The organism is Halobacillus trueperi (assembly GCF_003386945.1).
Classification (GTDB): Bacteria; Bacillota; Bacilli; order Bacillales; family Halobacillaceae; genus Halobacillus; species Halobacillus aidingensis.
The window spans coordinates 98,322-116,052 of the sequence record NZ_QUAE01000003.1 but is presented as its reverse complement, the minus strand read 5'-3'; the positions used below and the strand labels follow the sequence as shown (position 1 = coordinate 116,052).

At 45.8% G+C, this 17,731-nt stretch carries 17 protein-coding genes; all 17 read left to right on the top strand.

Annotation, left to right across the window (positions count from 1 at the left end; translation table 11 throughout):
• Positions 1-188 precede the first annotated feature (188 nt).
• The 17 genes from DYE48_RS05450 (at position 189) to rapZ (ending at position 17,731) form a co-directional block, all read left to right on the top strand.
• Positions 189-1,856, top strand: a complete 1,668-nt coding sequence (locus tag DYE48_RS05450; RefSeq protein ID WP_115822740.1) for a glycerol-3-phosphate dehydrogenase/oxidase — start codon at positions 189-191, stop codon at positions 1,854-1,856.
• Positions 1,857-1,967: 111 nt separating this feature from the next.
• The gene (locus tag DYE48_RS05445; RefSeq protein WP_115822739.1) at positions 1,968-2,786 is read left to right on the top strand and encodes a hypothetical protein; all 819 of its coding nucleotides are present in this window, start codon (positions 1,968-1,970) and stop codon (positions 2,784-2,786) included.
• A gap of 704 nt (positions 2,787-3,490) precedes the next feature.
• The gene (locus tag DYE48_RS05430; RefSeq protein ID WP_115822736.1) at positions 3,491-3,883 is read left to right on the top strand and encodes a MerR family transcriptional regulator; all 393 of its coding nucleotides are present in this window, start codon (positions 3,491-3,493) and stop codon (positions 3,881-3,883) included.
• Positions 3,880-5,397, top strand: a complete 1,518-nt coding sequence (locus tag DYE48_RS05425) for a class I adenylate-forming enzyme family protein (protein WP_115822735.1) — start codon at positions 3,880-3,882, stop codon at positions 5,395-5,397. Before DYE48_RS05430 ends, DYE48_RS05425 begins: the two co-directional genes overlap by 4 nt.
• 12 nt (positions 5,398-5,409) lie before the next feature.
• Positions 5,410-7,071, top strand: a complete 1,662-nt coding sequence (locus tag DYE48_RS05420; RefSeq protein ID WP_115822734.1) for an acyl-CoA dehydrogenase family protein — start codon at positions 5,410-5,412, stop codon at positions 7,069-7,071.
• Between the two features lie 320 nt (positions 7,072-7,391).
• Positions 7,392-8,576, top strand: coding sequence for an ATP phosphoribosyltransferase regulatory subunit (locus DYE48_RS05415; protein WP_115822733.1), 1,185 nt, complete (start codon positions 7,392-7,394; stop codon positions 8,574-8,576).
• The gene (gene hisG, locus DYE48_RS05410) at positions 8,569-9,204 is read left to right on the top strand and encodes an ATP phosphoribosyltransferase (protein ID WP_089651350.1); all 636 of its coding nucleotides are present in this window, start codon (positions 8,569-8,571) and stop codon (positions 9,202-9,204) included. The genes DYE48_RS05415 and hisG overlap by 8 nt, the downstream gene beginning before the upstream one ends.
• Positions 9,204-10,478: a histidinol dehydrogenase gene (gene hisD, locus DYE48_RS05405; RefSeq protein WP_115822732.1), complete on the top strand. Its 1,275-nt coding sequence runs from the start codon at positions 9,204-9,206 to the stop codon at positions 10,476-10,478. The genes hisG and hisD overlap by 1 nt, the downstream gene beginning before the upstream one ends.
• A complete protein-coding gene (gene hisB / locus DYE48_RS05400) occupies positions 10,475-11,068 on the top strand; it encodes an imidazoleglycerol-phosphate dehydratase HisB (protein ID WP_115822731.1) in 594 nt (197 codons plus the stop codon). The genes hisD and hisB overlap by 4 nt, the downstream gene beginning before the upstream one ends.
• Positions 11,068-11,697 (top strand): imidazole glycerol phosphate synthase subunit HisH, encoded by a 630-nt coding sequence (gene hisH, locus DYE48_RS05395; protein WP_115822730.1) that lies wholly within the window; start codon positions 11,068-11,070, stop codon positions 11,695-11,697. The genes hisB and hisH overlap by 1 nt, the downstream gene beginning before the upstream one ends.
• Positions 11,698-11,709: 12 nt before the next feature.
• Positions 11,710-12,441 (top strand): 1-(5-phosphoribosyl)-5-[(5-phosphoribosylamino)methylideneamino]imidazole-4-carboxamide isomerase, encoded by a 732-nt coding sequence (hisA, locus tag DYE48_RS05390; protein ID WP_115822729.1) that lies wholly within the window; start codon positions 11,710-11,712, stop codon positions 12,439-12,441.
• Positions 12,442-13,200 carry an imidazole glycerol phosphate synthase subunit HisF gene (gene hisF / locus DYE48_RS05385; RefSeq protein ID WP_115822728.1) on the top strand — a complete coding sequence of 253 codons (759 nt, stop codon included), beginning with the start codon at positions 12,442-12,444 and terminating at the stop codon, positions 13,198-13,200.
• A complete protein-coding gene (gene hisIE, locus DYE48_RS05380; RefSeq protein ID WP_115822727.1) occupies positions 13,197-13,820 on the top strand; it encodes a bifunctional phosphoribosyl-AMP cyclohydrolase/phosphoribosyl-ATP diphosphatase HisIE in 624 nt (207 codons plus the stop codon). The genes hisF and hisIE overlap by 4 nt, the downstream gene beginning before the upstream one ends.
• Before the next feature lie 89 nt (positions 13,821-13,909).
• Positions 13,910-14,926, top strand: coding sequence for a tetratricopeptide repeat protein (locus tag DYE48_RS05375; protein WP_115822726.1), 1,017 nt, complete (start codon positions 13,910-13,912; stop codon positions 14,924-14,926).
• 117 nt (positions 14,927-15,043) lie between these two features.
• The gene (gene trxB, locus DYE48_RS05370; protein ID WP_115822725.1) at positions 15,044-15,994 is read left to right on the top strand and encodes a thioredoxin-disulfide reductase; all 951 of its coding nucleotides are present in this window, start codon (positions 15,044-15,046) and stop codon (positions 15,992-15,994) included.
• Positions 15,995-16,362: 368 nt separating this feature from the next.
• A complete protein-coding gene (locus DYE48_RS05365) occupies positions 16,363-16,830 on the top strand; it encodes an 8-oxo-dGTP diphosphatase (RefSeq protein ID WP_115822724.1) in 468 nt (155 codons plus the stop codon).
• Positions 16,831-16,846: 16 nt separating this feature from the next.
• Positions 16,847-17,731, top strand: a complete 885-nt coding sequence (rapZ, locus tag DYE48_RS05360) for an RNase adapter RapZ (protein ID WP_115822723.1) — start codon at positions 16,847-16,849, stop codon at positions 17,729-17,731.

Here is a 17,731-nt window from a genome sequence, read left to right as displayed (position 1 = left end):
TTAATGAAATCGGTCGGAGATACGGAGAGACCACGAAGCTTTATGCCATTCGCATAAAGGCTTTCGTGGTCTCTTTTTTTATATTCTTATCACACATTCGCTGCGTAATCCAACACATATTCTTCGCTGGAATAGGGAATACCCGTATCAGACGATGATTTGAAGACAACGGAAGAAGGAGAGATAGCATGCAATCATTTTCAAGTTACGAAAGAGAAAATCAGTTTAACCGTTTAACTCAGGAAGAGTGGGATGTGCTTGTTATTGGTGGAGGGATTACAGGATCTGGAATCGCTCTCGATGCGGCAAGCCGCGGCATGAAAACAGCTGTCGTAGAAATGCAGGATTATGCAGCAGGTACGTCCAGTCGTTCTACAAAACTGGTCCACGGCGGTTTGAGATATTTGAAACAGTTCGAAGTGAAGATGGTCGCTGAAGTTGGGAAAGAGCGAGAAATCGTTTATGAAAATGGTCCCCATGTGACGACACCGGAATGGATGATGCTTCCATTCCATGAAGGTGGAAACTTCGGGCCGTTCTCAACAAATGTCGGTCTTCGCGTGTATGACTATCTTGCAGGAGTGAAAAAGTCAGAGCGCCGCACCATGATGAGTGCAGAGGAAGCTGTGGAACGGGAACCTCTTGTGAAAAGGGATGGTTTGAAAGGCGCAGGGTACTATGTGGAGTACAAGACAGATGATGCCCGCCTTACGCTCGAAGTCATGAAGAAAGCCGTAGAGCATGGAGCATGTTCTACAAACTATGCAAAAGTTGTAGATTTCATTTATGACGACAATGGAAGTATCGTTGGTGCAAAAGTCGAAGATACGGTATCAGGCGAACAGTATCATGTCAAAGCGAAAAAAATCATCAATGCAGGTGGACCGTGGGTCGATGAGCTTCGTGAAATTGATGGTTCGAAAAAAGGCAAAACACTGCAGCTAACAAAAGGAGTTCACCTAGTCTTTGATCAGTCGGTCTTCCCGTTGAGGCAGGCGATTTATTTCGACAGTCCAGACGGCCGCATGATTTTTGCCATTCCGCGTGACGGTAAGACCTATATCGGAACAACGGATACGACCTACGATCAGGAAATCGCTCATCCGACAATGACGGAAGAGGACCGCGATTATATTTTGGACGCGATGAAGATGATGTTCCCAACCGTGGATGTTACGGCTGATGACGTAGAATCAAGCTGGGCAGGCCTGCGTCCACTGATCCATGAAGAAGGAAAAGATCCGTCCGAGATTTCTCGTAAAGATGAAATTTTCGTTTCCGATTCTGGCCTCATTTCCATGGCCGGTGGAAAACTTACCGGATACCGTAAAATGGCACAAACCGCTGTCGATCTCGTTCGTGATCAGTTGATGGAAGAGTACGGCATTCGTTATTCCGATTCCGAAACAAAAAACATGCCGATCTCTGGTGGCGATGTTGGAGGTTCCAAAGGCTTCAAGAAATTTAAAGAAGAGCGGGTTCAGATTGGTGAATCTCTAGGACTGAGTCAAGAAGATGCCGATAAATTGATCCAGCTATACGGTTCAAATGTCGACAAAGTCTTCAACAACTTCAAGGATCGTAAAGAAGAAGCATCCCAAGAAGGGGTCGACCCAGTCGTCTTTGCCCAGCTCGTATATGCTCTGGAAGAAGAAATGACGTACAAACCTGTCGACTTCTTTGTCCGACGAACGGCCGCTCTATTCTTCAACATTCAGTGGGTACGTGATCATAAAACGTCCGTTATCGATTATATGGCGAAAGCCCTGAATTACAGTGAGCAGCAAAAGCAGGAATATATGGAACAGCTCGATCAACTTTTAGAAGAAGCTGTCACACCAATCGAATACGTGTAAAACACAGAGACTTCTCCTTCATCGGAGGAGTCTTTTTCTTACATAATGTTGAAACTTATTTCGCTTTCATTCGTACTTATAGAAAAGCTTCTTTTTTTAGGAGGATATAAGATGTCGCTTGTTCAGAACATGATTTATCAAGATGCAAGAAGACAATTATGGAGCGGAGTACTTCTCTCATTCATATCTATCGTTTTTATCCTGGGTATGGTCACATTCAATCCCAGCAGTTTTATTATTTCTGTCGTGTACGCAGCGATTTTTGCCATCACGGGAGCTGGACTTCTAAAAGGTGGCTATGCCGATCTTCAAAAATCCAAAACCGTTTCGGATTTTGAACAGGATCCTACGCAAGATTCCTTAGAACGAGTTCCTGCAAGAATGTATATGGGGCAGAATAAGCTTAAATCCTTTCAGGCTAGCTTGTTTGATATGGATGGGAAGAGCTATGGGGAAATTCAAGAAAACATCCAGTGGAAACATAAAGCTTTAACGATGTTTACAGCCGTATTTTCCTATGACCACTTCAGACCGGCGATATTCACTTTAAAAAGCCAAATCGGCGAACCGCTTTATCAGATTGAGAAAAAAGGCGGTTTTAAGTGGAGAGGGTATATCCAGCACAAAGAAGGAGCCTATGTGGCTTATACAAAGCAAACCAAAAATAAAACGACCGGACAGCGCATCACTCGCTATATAGAAGGAGATCAATGCCGCTGGAGCGCAGAAGGTGACGACTTCATCGGACATTTTAAGATTAGAGACCATGAAGGGAATTTATGGGCAGTTATTAAAAGAGGGGCTATTCCCCGTGAAGCTGCGGAGCGATTTGAAGACATGCCCGGTTATTTGGTCGAATGGAACATCCGCGACAACGTCCCAGCCTCCCTCCTAGCTTTTCTATTCCTCCTCCACTCCAAAGAAAGATAACTACCTTCTTTATTAAATAATATGGCAGGATTGTTGAAGATTTGATTTCGAGATGTTTCGGGGTTCGTTGCTGAGTTGAGCGTAAGGGGTGGCTGGGAAGCAACTCGCTTTCCAGTGGGGGAGCGCCGAGCTTCCTCGGACTGCGTCCTGCGGGATCTCGCCTATCTCCTTCTCCCACGGGAGTCTCGCAGCTTCCCAACCACCCCATACCATGAAAGTGAGAAACGAACCCATTTACTGTGGGAGGGTGCCTTCCACTATCCTGGTCTTATACGCAAAAAGCGCTCTATAACAAGCTTATTGCATGCAGAATAGTGTGCTTAGGAGTTGATTCCCCTCCAATAACCATGTGCATAAAAGCAGCTAATTCCGAAAGTGGTTTCGAGATACTTAAATGGCAAAGGGGCGGAGGGGAATGGCGAGACTCCTGCGGGAAAAAAGTGCATGGTGAGACCCCACAGGACGCAGTCCGAGGAGGCTCACCGCGCTCCCGCGGAAAGCGAGCTATTCCCCGCAGCCCCATCCACTCAACAAAAGTCTCGAATCTGAGTCTTCCACAATCGGGAGCTATACTTTAAGAAAGCATCTTCCTATAGTAAGGTGCTTTTTTTATTGGAAATTCCATATTTTTATAGTTGAACTTTACGTTAACGTTAATGGTATAGTGAAATTGTTAGAATTTTCATTCAATGAGAGGGGATCGAATGACAGGACGTTTATCTATACAACAAGTGGCCGAAAAATTTGATGTCACTCAGCGGACCATCCGATACTATGAAGAACTGGGGCTGGTCAGACCTTCCCGCAGCTCGGGCGGGCACCGTTCTTTTTCTCCGAAGGATCTGACACGCCTCGGGCTTGTTTTTCGTGGGAAAAAGTATGGCTTCCAGCTTGATGAAATCAAAGAGATGATCCATCTTTTCGACCAGGACCCCTCAGGTGTCCGTCAGCTTGAACGGACGCTTGCCTATGGCAGAGGAAAGATGCAGGAGGTGGACGACCGGATTCGGGAGTTGGAACAGTTAAAAGCGGAAATGGGTCACTGGCTCGACAAATTCGAAGAAGAATTGAAGGAACGGAGAGGAGATCCTGTATGAATCTTTCTGAATTATTAGCTTACCAGTCTCGTAAATACCCGGAAAAAGAGGGGATTGTTACACCTGAAGAACGTCTGACCTATCAAGAGTGGAACAGTCAGGTGAACCAGTTTGCCAGAGGTTTGATGAGGGCAGGGATTCAGGCTGGAGATAAGGTGATCATCCATATGCCGAATACGAAGGAGTTTATCATCAGTTACTTTGCCATCCACCGGCTTGGAGCGATCGTCGTCCCGATTAATGCTCGATTAGTATTGAATGAAATTACGTATATTTACGACCACAGTGATGCCGTCGCCTTGCTCACACATGATTTGCTTATTGATCAAGTGAGAGGACTTGCAGATGAAAGAGAGGGCACATTCATAAAAACAGGGAATGCGGACGGGGCATGGCACTCATTTTCTGAAATCCTTGCAAAAGAAGAACCACTGGAAATGGTGAACGAAGCGCATGAAGATGAAGAAGCTTCGATTTTATATACATCAGGGACAACGGGGCAGCCGAAGGGGGTTGTCTTTACCCACAAAAATATTTTGACGGTCTCTTCGATGATGGCTGTGGAACTGGAAATGAAGCCAACCAGCCGTATGCTTCATATGATGCCATTCAGTCATTCCGCGCCTTTGCATCTCTTTTTAGCAGGGGGCACGTTCGTCGGTGCTACGCACATCATCGCTCCTACTTTTACTCCAGACTTATTGCTTAAGCTTGCTTCGAGTGAACGGGCGTCACACTTTTTCGGAGCACCTGTCGCTTATTTAATGACGGCCAAGCATACAAAAGTGAAGGAAACGGATTTGAGCTGGGTGAAATATTGGACATATGGAGGCGCGCCTCTGTCTAAAAAAGAAGTCCAGTTTGTGAGAGAGCAGTTTGAAACGGACAGCCTCTGCTGTTTATATGGTCTGACGGAAGCGGGACCAAGCGGGACGTTGCTGCTTCCACAGGAGCATGATGAAAAAGCCGGCAGTGTAGGGAAACGTGGGGCGCTTCATTGTGAAGTGCGTATTGTTGATGAAAATGGGCGAGAAGTAGGAAACGGCCAAGTGGGCGAAATCGCACTAAAAGGTGAAGGAATTATGAAAGGCTATTATAAAGATGAAGAAAAAACGGCCGCCACCTTCCGTGATGGTTGGCTGCTTACAGGGGATATGGGCGAAAAGGATGAGGACGGCTACTTGTGGGTCATTGACCGGAAAAAGGATATGATTATCTCGGGTGGTGTCAACATTTATCCACGCGAAGTAGAAGAGCTTTTGTTACAGCATCCACACATTGAAGATGTGGCTGTCGTAGGCGTTCCACATCCAGATTGGGGCGAGACCGTGAAAGCGCACATCGTTCAAACCGGGCAAATGACAGATGTGGAAAATGAATGCCGTCTCTTTTTGCAAGAACACCTGGCGGATTATAAGATTCCGAAACTCTATGAGGAAATGGACGAGCTACCGAGGAACGCCACAGGGAAATTGTTGAAGCATCGTTTGCGTGAACAGGCGCGTCAAGCCTAAGGGGGTGGTGGAATGAACTTTTACGAAAGAGATGTGAATCTTCAAGATCTCTTGAAGGAAGTGTGGGACGAGTCTTTTTACCAGTGGGCAGATGATCGACTCCGGTTTTTCGGTGGGAAGTGTGCAAAGGAGATCGATGAACGGGCGGTTCACACCGATCGTGAAGGGCAGCCAAAGTTGATCAAGTATGACAAGATGGGCAACGACATTTCAGAAGTGTGGTTGAACGAAGGGTACAAAAAAACAATAGAAGAAACGTATGGCGAAGGGATCGTCGGTTATCTGCATAAGGACATCCCTGAGCTTGGACAAAAAGGCGACTACATGTATTCGTATGCTCAAGGTTATCTTCTCTCCCAGACAGAGCCTGGTTTTTACTGCCCGGTGACGTTAACGATGGCCATTGCCTATTTAATCGATCATTATGCGGACGAAGAGTTGAAAGCCAAATATTTACCGCATGTGTTATCGACGGGAGATGTGGAGTTGTATGAAGGCGCGACTTTTCTTACGGAACGCCAGGGCGGTTCTGATGTGGGCGCCAATGAAGTGAAAGCCATTAAAGAAGGAGATCATTATAGAATCCATGGTGAAAAGTATTTTGCCAGTAATGCGGGTGCTTGTGGCGTAGCCATGGTTCTTGCCCGAGTAGAAGGCGCTCCAACAGGAACGAAAGGTCTCAGTTTGTTTCTCGTTCCCTGGAGGAATGAAGAAGGGGACTTGAATGGCATTCAAATTCGCAGACTGAAAGATAAATTAGGCGTCCGTGCTGTTCCATCCGCTGAGGTTGAATTTACCGGGGCAAAAGCGTTTATGGTAGGAGAAGCGGAACGTGGGTTCTATTATATGATGGAAGCCTTGAACCTTTCCCGTGTTTGTAATGCGGTTGCTTCTATTGGAATTATGCGGCGTTCTTTAACGGAAGCCCAGGATTATGCCACTAAAAGAAATGCGTTCGGCCAGGCGTTGATACAATATCCTATGGTGAAGGATACGCTTGTTTCCATGACGGTGAAGCAGGAAGTGGAGACGAGGGCTGTTTTCGATCTGATCCAACCCTTTGAAAAAGTGGCTCGTAAACCGGAAGAAGCGAGAATTGAAGAACATATCCTAAATCGGGTTCGGATTGCCATCATGAAAAAAGAAACAGCCGAACAGGCCGTCCATTTTACACACGAAGCGATTGAGATGCACGGAGGGAATGGATACATTGAAGATTTTGTTACACCAAGACTTTTGCGTGATGCTCAAGTGTTGACGGTTTGGGAAGGAACTGCGAACATTCTCGGCCTTGAAGTCTTGAAACTTTTCAATAAATATCAAGGTCATGAGTTGTTCGTTCAACATGTTCAAGAACGCTTGAACATGGTTACGAATAAAGGGAAAGAGTACACACTCGTGAAAGAGGGTGTACTGAACTTCATCCCATATGCAGATGAAGTATTAAAACAGCCGGCTGAAGTGCAAACCTATTACAGTAAATCCCTGGCTGAAAAAATGGCTTTGCTTTATGAAGCCGTCGTTGCTTTGGAGATGATGGAAAAGGGAGCCCGATTTGAAAAGGTTGGGCGACTGTTCATTCACCAGCAGATGCAAAAAGAGGAACCGAATGCCGAACCACTCGCTCTTCGTTACGCTGATGAGATTCTCCATTTGAATAAGGCTTTAACCTGACCAAACGGGCGCACACTTTTGTGCGTCTTTTTTTGCGTTAGGCGAGATCTAATGTCCTTTAACTCGCTGTCAATGTCCCCTAACGATTGGTTAACGTCCTCGATCCCCCTCCGATGTCCTCTATCGGATGTTTAACGTCCTCCATCGCCGATTCATTGTACTCGAGCTGAAAAAAGCTCTCCCTATGAGTCCGTATTTATGAAGCGGTTTCTGCTATGATAAGAAGGGGAACAAAGCTAATGAGTTTCTTCATTGACGCTCTATCTTTATCATGTTAGCATATTAGCAAGCTAAAGGATTTGAGGAAAGGATGAATTCCATTGGTTAAACGCCTGATGTTTGAAAAACCACTGGGAATGCGGGATACGCTTCCCTTTTTTTATAACCAAAAATCAAAAGCGCGCCAACAATTATCAAATGCGATTCTTTCGTTCGGATATTCGTTCATGGATACGCCGATCATGGAATATCACGAAACGGTAGGAAAAGTGAGTGCGACGCTTGATCAGCAATTGTTCAAGCTTTTGGATCAGCAGGGACACACACTTGTATTGAGACCGGACATGACTGCACCAATTGCCAGGGTGGCTGCTTCTCAGCTGAAGGACGCTGAGTTTCCGCTTCGTCTCGCTTATGAAGGCCCGGTGTTCCGTGCCCAGCAGACAGAGGGAGGGAAGCCGGCTCAATTTGAACAGGTCGGAACGGAATTGATTGGCGACCATTCCTCTTATGGAGATGCAGAAGTCATCGCTCTTCTCGTCGAATCATTGAAACAGACAGGACTTGACGATTTTGTCATCACGGTCGGTCACATTGGTTATGTGAAAGCCTTCTTCACAGATTTGCTTGGTGATGATGAAGATACGATTGAATACCTTTTAAACTACTTATATCGCAAAAATTACGTCGGTTACAGGGAAGCGGTAAAGGAGTTATCTGTTCCAAAGGATAAAAAAGATGCTCTCCTTCAGCTGCTCACACTGAAAGGCGGCGAAGAAATTTTTGATAGCAGCCGCTCGCTTGCGCGGAATCAAGCTTGCATGCAGGCGGTGAATGAATTGAAGCAATTGTATCGTCTGCTGCAACAGTATGAGGTTGAAAAGTATATTCACTTTGATCTGAACTTGATCAGCCACATGGATTATTATACGGGGATTTTGTTCGAAGGCTATGCGCCAAACCTCGGGGCCCTTCTTTGTAACGGGGGCCGCTATGATACGTTGCTGCCTTCTTTCCAGCTCAGTGCCTCGGCCACTGGTTTTGCCGTCCACCTGGAACGCTTGGTCGAAGCATTAAACGAGCAGGAGTCGGATGACGGGCGCATCGGTGTCATCGTCGACGATGATAGTTACGGACAAGGATTGCAGGAAGCGAAACACTACCGTGAGGATGGTCAGGCGGTTCTTTTACAACACGTGGACCAAATTCCGGACTTGCAAGCATTCAAAGCGGAATTATCAGAAACGATCGATTTGACAAAAGGCGGAGGTGAGCGCGATGAGTAAGCCGTTGACCATTGCCATGCCGAAGGGCCGTATTTATGAAGAAGCGGCGGAACTAATGAAAAGAGCGGGCTATGAGCTTGAAGCGGACATGGATGAGTCTAGAAAATTAATCTTGGAATTTCCTGAACAGAACATCCGCGTCATGATGGCCAAACCGATGGATGTCGTCACTTATGTGGAGTATGGAGCGGCAGATATCGGGATTGCCGGCAAAGACGTCCTGCTTGAACAGGACCGGGATGTGTACGAAGTGCTCGATTTGAAAATCAGCCCTTGCTATGTAGCCGTAGCTGGATTGCCTGATCAACCGCTGAGCCGGATTGCGCCGAAAATTGCTACGAAATATCCGAAAGTCGCATCTGACTATTTCCGTGAGCAGGGCGAACAGATTGAAATCATTCCTTTGAATGGTTCCATTGAGCTTGCGCCCCTGATTGGATTGGCGGATCGCATTGTCGATATCGTATCGACAGGTCGTACGTTGAAAGAAAATGGACTGGTAGAGTACGAGAAGATTACAGATATTACGTCGCGTTTGATTGTGAACCCTGTCAGTTACCGGTTGAAGAGTACCGAGATTGAGGAAATGGTAAGCAAACTAAGTGAAGTGATGGAAGGGGAGCGCTGATGAAGATCATTAATAAGTCAGATTTAAAGTCATTGAAGCGTTCCGTCGATCAAGGTACGGAAGAACAGCGGAAGTCCGTCCAGGACATCATTGCACAGGTGAAGACCCGTGGGGATGAGGCGGTCAAAGAATATACGGAGCGTTTTGACCAAGCTACTTTAGAAACCTTCAAAGTTTCTAAAGAAGAGTTTGAACAAGCGTATGCCTCTCTCGATGGAGAGTTCGTCCAAATCTTACAGGAGGCCGCGGACAACATCCGAGCTTTTCATGAAAAGCAAAAGACCACCTCCTGGTTTGACAGCTCGGAAGACGGTACCCTCTTAGGGCAAAAAATCACCCCGATTGATGCCGCAGGTGTTTACGTGCCTGGGGGGACGGCCGCTTATCCTTCCTCTGTCTTTATGAATGTGATTCCGGCACAAGTAGCAGGCGTAGAGCGTGTCGTCATGGTGACTCCTCCCGGGCATGATGGGAAAGTACCTGATGGTGTCCTTCTTGCTGCACAGATCCTTGGCGTTGAAGATGTGTTCAAAGTAGGGGGCGCACAGGCGATTGCTGCTCTTGCTTATGGAACAGAAACGATCCCTTCGGTTGATAAAATTACAGGTCCGGGCAATGTCTTTGTTGCGCTAGCGAAAAGAGAAGTGTTTGGGGATGTTGATATTGATATGATCGCTGGACCAAGTGAGATCGCGATCCTTGCTGATGAAACTGCTCGCGCGGAAGAAATTGCTGCTGACCTTCTTTCTCAAGCGGAACACGATGCCCGTTCGTCAAGCGTACTTGTGACAACGAGTGAGAGGCTTGCAAAGGCTGTGGAAAAAGAAGTGCAATCACAGCTGGATTCCCTGCCTCGTGCTGATATCGCAAGAAAGAGCGTGGAAGACTATGGAATGATTGCCCTTTGTGAAACATGGGCAGAAGCGGTGGACACAATCAATGAAATTGCACCCGAACACTTGGAAATTGTGAGCGAAGATCCTTTTCAGGAATTAGGTAAGATCAAGCATGCGGGCGCGATTTTCCTTGGACCTTACAGCAGTGAGCCTGTCGGAGACTATTTTGCAGGACCGAACCATGTGCTGCCAACGAATGGAACGGCGCGTTTCTCAAGTCCTCTCAACGTGGATGACTTTGTGAAAAAATCGAGCGTCATTTCATACAGCAGACAGGCCCTCGAAACGAACGTTGACAAAATTGCCAGGTTCGCCCGATTGGAAGGGTTGGAAGCCCATGCGCGCGCAGTAGAGACACGTAAGGAGCGATGGAAATGACAGAAACGAGAGCGGCAAGAATTGAACGCAAAACGAGAGAAACAAATATTCAGCTTGAACTTGGCATCGATGGAGGGGGAAAAGCGGACTTGGATGTCCAGGTTCCTTTTCTTTCTCACATGCTGGAATTGTTCACAAAACACGGCCTCTTTGATTTATCCGTTGTCGGAAGAGGCGATGTGGAAGTGGATGATCACCACTTAACGGAAGATATCGGGATTTGTCTTGGACAGGCGCTGCGAGAAGCGGTCGGCGATAAATACGGCATGAAGCGTTACGGATCCATGACTCTTCCGATGGATGAGACGCTTGTCACGGTAGCGGTTGATTTGAGTGACCGTCCGCACCTCGAGTGGCGCGCAGAGCTACCGAAAGATCGTGTCGGTACCTTTGATACGGAAAATGTTCACGAATTTTTCTGGAAGCTTGCTGTAGAAGCTCGGATGAATTTACATATCGTCTTACATCATGGGCATAACACCCATCATATTATTGAGGCGATGTTCAAAGCCTTCGCACGTGCTTTGGATGAAGCGACTCAAATCGATCCACGTGTCAAAGGAGTTCCGAGTACGAAAGGAAGTTTATAATGATAGGCATCATCGATTATGGAATGGGAAATTTATTTAGTGTTTCAAAAGCGCTTGAACGACTTGGAGTGGACTATAAAATCGGGGACCGGCCACAGTCATTGGGAGCCTGTGATGGTTACATCCTTCCTGGGGTGGGAGCATTTCCGGATGCGATGAAAGCACTTCAAGAGCATGGATTCATTGATTTTATAAAAGATAAAGTGGCCGAAGGTGTACCGGTCTACGGCATATGTCTCGGGATGCAGCTGTTATTCGAGAGCAGTGAAGAAGGCGGACTTACGGAAGGTTTAAGATTGTTCCCTGGCATCATTTCTCGTTTTCCAGGGATGGATGATCAAGGACGTTCTTACAAAGTTCCGCATATGGGATGGAACGAACTTGACATCCATCAGCCGGATAAACCGTTGATGACAGATGTAAAGGAAGACCATGTTTACTTCGTTCACTCTTTCGTTGTGAAGACAGATGATCCTTCTATTTTATATGCGACATCTGATTATCATATGGAAGTGCCTGCAATTATCGGAAGAGAAAATCTTGTAGCCAGCCAGTTCCACCCGGAAAAAAGCGGGACAGCCGGCATGCAGTTATTAGAGAACTTTTGTAAAGTAATGTGCAAACAGTGAGGAGTTTTAATGATGAGCTTTACGATCTATCCAGCGATTGATATGCGTGACGGAAAATGTGTGCGACTTGAACAAGGCGATTTTGATAAAGAAACTATCTATGGAGAGAACCCTTTTGAAGTGGCAAAGGAATTTGTAGAAGCAGGGGCTTCATGGATCCATATGGTCGACCTTGATGGAGCGAAACAAGGTTCCAAGCAAAACGCAGAGCATGTGTTGAGAGTGGCGAAAGAATTGGACTGTCGCGTGCAGATTGGCGGCGGTATCCGCTCAGAAGAGGATGTCCGCTTTTACTTGGATGCGGGCGTTAATCGTGTCATCATCGGTTCACTTGCTGTCCGCGATGTGGAAACAACCAAACAGCTTCTTTCAAAGTATGGGGAGCAAATTGCGATTGGTCTGGATGCGCGTGACGGTTTTGTTTCGACAGCAGGCTGGCTGGAACAATCGGAAGTGAAGGCGGTTGATTTAGGAAAAGACCTCGCTTCCGCGGGCGCGAAGACGTTCATTTATACAGATATCGCAAAAGACGGTATGCTTTCAGGTCCGAATACGAAGGAAATCGTCCGTTTGGCTGAAGAAACAGGTGTGGATGTGATTGCATCTGGGGGTATCAAAGGCCTGGATGACCTTGTCGAGCTGAAAGAATATAAGGATCGAAATGTCATTGGTTCGATAGTCGGAAAAGCCTTGTACACGAACCAATTCACTTTAAAAGAAGCGCTCGATGTGGAGGTGGACTGAATGCTGTCAAAGCGAATCATTCCCTGCCTGGATGTAAAGGAAGGCCGTGTTGTTAAAGGCATACAGTTCGTGGATATCCGCGATGCCGGTGACCCTGTTGAACTTGCAAAAGTGTACGATGAACAAGGGGCGGATGAGCTTGTGTTTCTCGATATCTCCGCCAGTCACGAAGGAAAGAAAACGATGATTGATGTCGTCCGTTCCGTTGCTTCTGAACTTGCCATTCCTTTTACAGTTGGCGGCGGAATTCGGACGCTTGAGGATATTAAGGAAACTCTCCGTAATGGAGCAGATAAAGTATCCTTGAACTCTTCCGCTGTGAAAAGGCCAGCCTTGATCACGGAAGGAGCAGATTACTTCGGAAGTCAGTGCATCGTTGTCGCGATTGATGCGAAGTATGATGAAGAGGTAGCGAACTGGCGTGTTTATACGCATGGGGGGCGGACACCAACCGATTGGCTCGTGACGGACTGGGCGAAAGAAGCAGTCAAACTTGGTGCGGGAGAAATTCTACTTACATCGATGAATAAAGATGGAGAAAAAACCGGCTTTGACCTGCCTTTATTAAAAGCCGTACAGGAAGTTGTGAATGTTCCTGTCATCGCTTCCGGCGGGGCAGGGTCCAGTGAACATTTTTATGATGTATTTACGGAAGCTGAAGCAGATGCTGCACTAGCCGCATCGATTTTTCACTATAAAGAAACGTCTGTGCAAAACGTGAAAGCGTATTTGAAGGAAAAAGGAGTGCCTGTCCGATGAATATCGATGACATTCAATTCGATGCACAAGGTCTCGTTCCAGCGATTGTGCAAGATGCCAAGTCAAAAGCTGTCCTGACCTTAGCCTATATGAACGAAGAATCTTTGAAAAAAACGTTGGAGATCGGTGAAACAGTATTCTACAGCCGCTCCCGTCAAGAGTTATGGCACAAAGGGGAGACTTCCGGAAATACACAGGAAGTGAGAAGCATCCATTACGATTGTGACCAGGATGCCTTGCTTGTCCAAGTGGTGCCATCGGGTCCAGCGTGCCACAAAGGGGATTATAGTTGTTTTTCTGAAGAACTGACCGATTCTGAAACTAAGCCAAAAGAAAATCGCTATCAAATTTTGGATGAGCTTCAAACCGTATTGGCTGACCGTAAAGCAACTCTTCCTGAAGGGTCTTACACATCCACACTTTTCCAGGAAGGGGTCGACCGGATTGCGAAGAAGATCGGTGAGGAAGCGGGGGAAGTCATCATTGCTGCAAAAAATGATGATCCGGAAGAACTTGCTTTGGAATCTGCGGATCTTTTATTCCACCTCTTATTAATCCTGACTGATCGTCAAGTCCCACTGGATGATGTTCTGGATGTTTTGGAGAAACGTCATTCGTAAATAGATTACATTTTTCTCCTATTTCTCTGTGACCATTTATGTTATACTGCATAATTAGTGAGATTTGAAACGGAAATAGGGGGACAGTCATGACGACTACACTTAAAGGAACTACAGCACAACAGGATACGAACATTATCCCATTTGTACCTACAGGTTCATTTTATTTTTCTCATGGGATTCAGGCTTTTCAAAAGCGTCGTTTCAGTGCTGCTGTCAAGTGGCTGAAAAAGGCGATTGAAGCTTCTCCCGAAGAACCATTATACCCATGCCAACTTTCTGTTGTTTATACGGAAGTTGGCTCTTATCATGCCGCCAATCAGGTACTCACCGAGGTATTGGCTGAACACGGCAGAGAATACGTCGATTGTTACTACCTGATGGCCAATAATTACGCACACCTCGGTCTTCTTAATGATGCCAAAAAATATGTCGATACCTATTTAGAACAACCAGGGGACGGCGAGTTTGAAGAAGCGGCTAAACAATTGAAGGATATGTTGGATTCTCTAGAGGAAGAAGATGAAGATGATGATTGGGCATTTGAAGATGAAGATGAGCTGATCATCTATCAGGAAACAGCTTTTTACCATTTAGAGCAAGAGGAGTGGGATGAAGCGTTAAGTGTCCTTGATGAAATGATGCAGCTTTTCCCGGAATTCAAAATCGCCAAACATCGATACGCCTACGCATTGTTCATGAACGGAGACCGTGAAGAAGCGATTCAGCTTGAAAAAGAGACCTTGGGAAAAGAACCGGCGAACATTCACTGTGACGTGAATTTGGCTGCTTTTTATCTGAAGCAGGGTATGACGGAAGAAGCGGCATTTCATATTGAACGGCTCCGCAATGTATTTCCTATGCATGAACAGCAAAAACTAGCCGTAGCTGAGACTCTTGCAAGAGCAGGCTATTACCAAGAAGCGGTCGAACGGTTCAGGTCGCTTCGTGATAAGCAGGTTACTCGCCGCAGAGTTTACTACAAATGGTACAGCATCTCTGTTTATCATACAGGTAATCCATCTAAAGCGTTGCAACTATGGGAAAAGGGATGCAAGCAGTTCCCGAAGATGGGGAACGAAGGCGGACCCTGGGAGCAGGAATAGGTAAACATGCATTTCTTTCACCAGTAAGCACATTAATGGACGGTTTTCGTATGATTTACTATGATATGTACAGGAATTGCAACTGAGATTATTTGGATTCATAAGGAGTGAAGATTGATGAGTGAAGATCGCATTTATGATGTCATTATTGCCGGGGCAGGTCCTGCTGGGATGACAGCAGCTGTTTACACTTCTCGTGCCAACCTGGATACGCTTATGATCGAGCGTGGCATTCCAGGTGGTCAAATGGCGAACACGGAAGACGTTGAAAACTACCCAGGCTTTGAAAGTATTCTTGGCCCAGACTTATCTAACAAAATGTTCGACCACGCGAAAAAATTCGGCGCAGAATATGCGTATGGCGACATCAAAGAAGTCGTAGATGGCAAGGAATACAAGACGGTCAAAGCCGGCAACAAAGAATACAAAGCACGTGCCGTCATCGTAACGACAGGTGCTCAATATAAAGAACTTGGTGTGCAAGGTGAAAAAGAACTCGGCGGCCGCGGTGTTTCCTATTGCGCGGTTTGTGACGGTGCATTCTTCCGTGATAAAGAACTAGTCGTTGTAGGCGGAGGAGATTCTGCAGTCGAAGAAGGCGTCTACCTTACACGCTTTGCAAGCAAAGTAACGATTGTTCACCGTCGTGATGAATTACGCGCACAAAAGATTCTTCAGGATCGCGCTTTTGATAACGACAAGATCGACTTCATCTGGGATACCGTTGTCAAATCCATCAATGAAAAAGATGGAAAAGTGGGAAGCGTCACGCTTCACAATAAAAAAACAGATGAAGAATACGAATTCGATACCAATGGTACGTTCATCTATATCGGAATGATTCCATTGTCCACACCATTCGAAAGTCTAGGCATCACGAATGAACAAGGATATATCGAAACAGATGAGAATATGGAAACGAAAGTACCGGGCGTATTCGCTGCCGGAGACATCCGTGAAAAAGAATTGCGTCAAATTGTGACAGCCACTGGCGATGGAAGTATCGCCGCACAATCTGCCCAGCACTATATTGAAAATCTTTTAGAGGAATTGAAGGTCGTCAATTAAAAAGAAACACCATTTTAACTCGGGTGTAACACCTATGAAATATTTTCCTGTTACGATGGAAATGATTAATTGACCCCCTTTTAATAGATTAATCTCTATGAGGCACAGGTGCTCGTCATCTGTGTCTTTTTTTGTTTTATAAATGGACTTTTTGAAATGCAGAACTCTTATTAGTAGATATTCCTTTAATTTTTAGCTAAGGTTTCGTTCCATTCATTCTCAACATAATCAAGAAAATCTTTTTCCAAATAAGTTTAAAGGAAATAGTTTTCAATAACGGCTGTGGAACATAATATTGTAGCAACCTGTGTATTCATTGTATAATGGGTGGAGATGCCCTCTAGAAAGAAAATGAGGTGACCATAACGATGCAGCGTGTAGCGAATTGTATTTTGAGAGTTGATGATTCTATATTGATGTTAAAAAAACCACGCAGAGGCTGGTATGTAGCCCCTGGCGGAAAGATGGAAGCCGGAGAGAATATCAAAGATTCCGTCGTCCGGGAGTTTAAAGAAGAAACGGGGCTCTCAATCGAAAACCCAGAGCTTCGTGGTTCCTTTACATTCGTCATGCGGGAAGAAGAGAAAACCGCTCAAGAATGGATGATGTTTACTTTTTACAGTACGAGCTATTCAGGGGATTTGCTTGATGAAAGTGAAGAAGGTGAACTGGAGTGGGTTCCAGTTAAAGAAGTTCTTCAAAAGCCGATGGCAGAGGGAGATCGGAGAATTTTCAAGCACATCTTAAGTAGTGAAGAGCAAGTATATGGAACATTTGTATATACGACGGACTTCCGCTTGATCGATCAAGATTTGGATCCGTCACGACCTGACTAATGGGGAGCGATGAAAGATGGAAGTAAATGCCAACGATACTCAGTTAGTAATCATCACAGGGATGTCAGGGGCAGGGAAAACCGTAGCTGTTCAAAGCTTTGAAGATCTCGGTTTTTTTTGTGTCGATAACTTACCACCGGCCCTGCTTCCGAAATTTCTCGAACTGATGAAAGATTCCAGCAACAATATCCAAAATGTGGCTCTAGTGATGGATTTACGTGGACGAGAATTTTTCGATGCGCTCTTTGATTCTCTTGACCGTCTGGGAAAAGAGGACTGGCTGCAAGAACATATTCTTTTCCTTGATTCAGAAGATCAAGCGCTTGTTTCCCGCTATAAAGAAACACGAAGATCTCATCCCCTTGCTAAAGAAGGGCTGCCGCTTGAAGGTATTCGTAGAGAGAGAAAAATGCTGGATGAGCTGAGAGGCCGTTCTCAAACGATCATTGATACGACATCATTGAAACCAAAAGAACTGCGGGAGCGCATCATTGAAAAATACCGTCAGAAGGAACAACAGGTGTTTTCTATTCAAATGGTATCCTTCGGTTTTAAATACGGCGTTCCCATTGATGCAGACTTGATGTTTGATGTGCGTTTCCTGCCGAACCCGCACTATGTCGAACATATGCGTCCGTTGACAGGGTTGAACACAGAAGTATCTTCTTATGTTTTTAAATGGAGCGATACCCAGAAGTTCCTTGAAAAGCTGAAGGACTTGCTTCAATTCATGCTTCCTCAATACAAACGTGAAGGAAAAAGTCAGCTTGTCGTTGCTGTCGGCTGTACAGGCGGTCAACACCGCTCTGTAGCGCTTGCTGAACATTTATCGGAATACTTCTCTACTGACTTCGTGACCCATGTCACTCACAGAGACATTGATAAAAGAAAGGGTTTGTAA

Excerpts from the sequence above, each read along its gene's own strand:
- DYE48_RS05430 (WP_115822736.1), top strand. The coding sequence starts at position 3,491 with ATGACAGGACGTTTATCTATACAACAAGTGGCCGAAAAATTTGATGTC.
- DYE48_RS05375 (WP_115822726.1), top strand. The coding sequence starts at position 13,910 with ATGACGACTACACTTAAAGGAACTACAGCACAACAGGATACGAACATT.
- DYE48_RS05425 (WP_115822735.1), top strand. The coding sequence starts at position 3,880 with ATGAATCTTTCTGAATTATTAGCTTACCAGTCTCGTAAATACCCGGAA.
- hisF (WP_115822728.1), top strand. The coding sequence starts at position 12,442 with ATGCTGTCAAAGCGAATCATTCCCTGCCTGGATGTAAAGGAAGGCCGT.
- hisIE (WP_115822727.1), top strand. The coding sequence starts at position 13,197 with ATGAATATCGATGACATTCAATTCGATGCACAAGGTCTCGTTCCAGCG.
- rapZ (WP_115822723.1), top strand. The coding sequence starts at position 16,847 with ATGGAAGTAAATGCCAACGATACTCAGTTAGTAATCATCACAGGGATG.
- DYE48_RS05365 (WP_115822724.1), top strand. The coding sequence starts at position 16,363 with ATGCAGCGTGTAGCGAATTGTATTTTGAGAGTTGATGATTCTATATTG.
- hisH (WP_115822730.1), top strand. The coding sequence starts at position 11,068 with ATGATAGGCATCATCGATTATGGAATGGGAAATTTATTTAGTGTTTCA.
- hisB (WP_115822731.1), top strand. The coding sequence starts at position 10,475 with ATGACAGAAACGAGAGCGGCAAGAATTGAACGCAAAACGAGAGAAACA.
- hisD (WP_115822732.1), top strand. The coding sequence starts at position 9,204 with ATGAAGATCATTAATAAGTCAGATTTAAAGTCATTGAAGCGTTCCGTC.
- DYE48_RS05450 (WP_115822740.1), top strand. The coding sequence starts at position 189 with ATGCAATCATTTTCAAGTTACGAAAGAGAAAATCAGTTTAACCGTTTA.
- hisG (WP_089651350.1), top strand. The coding sequence starts at position 8,569 with ATGAGTAAGCCGTTGACCATTGCCATGCCGAAGGGCCGTATTTATGAA.
- hisA (WP_115822729.1), top strand. The coding sequence starts at position 11,710 with ATGAGCTTTACGATCTATCCAGCGATTGATATGCGTGACGGAAAATGT.
- DYE48_RS05445 (WP_115822739.1), top strand. The coding sequence starts at position 1,968 with ATGTCGCTTGTTCAGAACATGATTTATCAAGATGCAAGAAGACAATTA.
- DYE48_RS05420 (WP_115822734.1), top strand. The coding sequence starts at position 5,410 with ATGAACTTTTACGAAAGAGATGTGAATCTTCAAGATCTCTTGAAGGAA.
- trxB (WP_115822725.1), top strand. The coding sequence starts at position 15,044 with ATGAGTGAAGATCGCATTTATGATGTCATTATTGCCGGGGCAGGTCCT.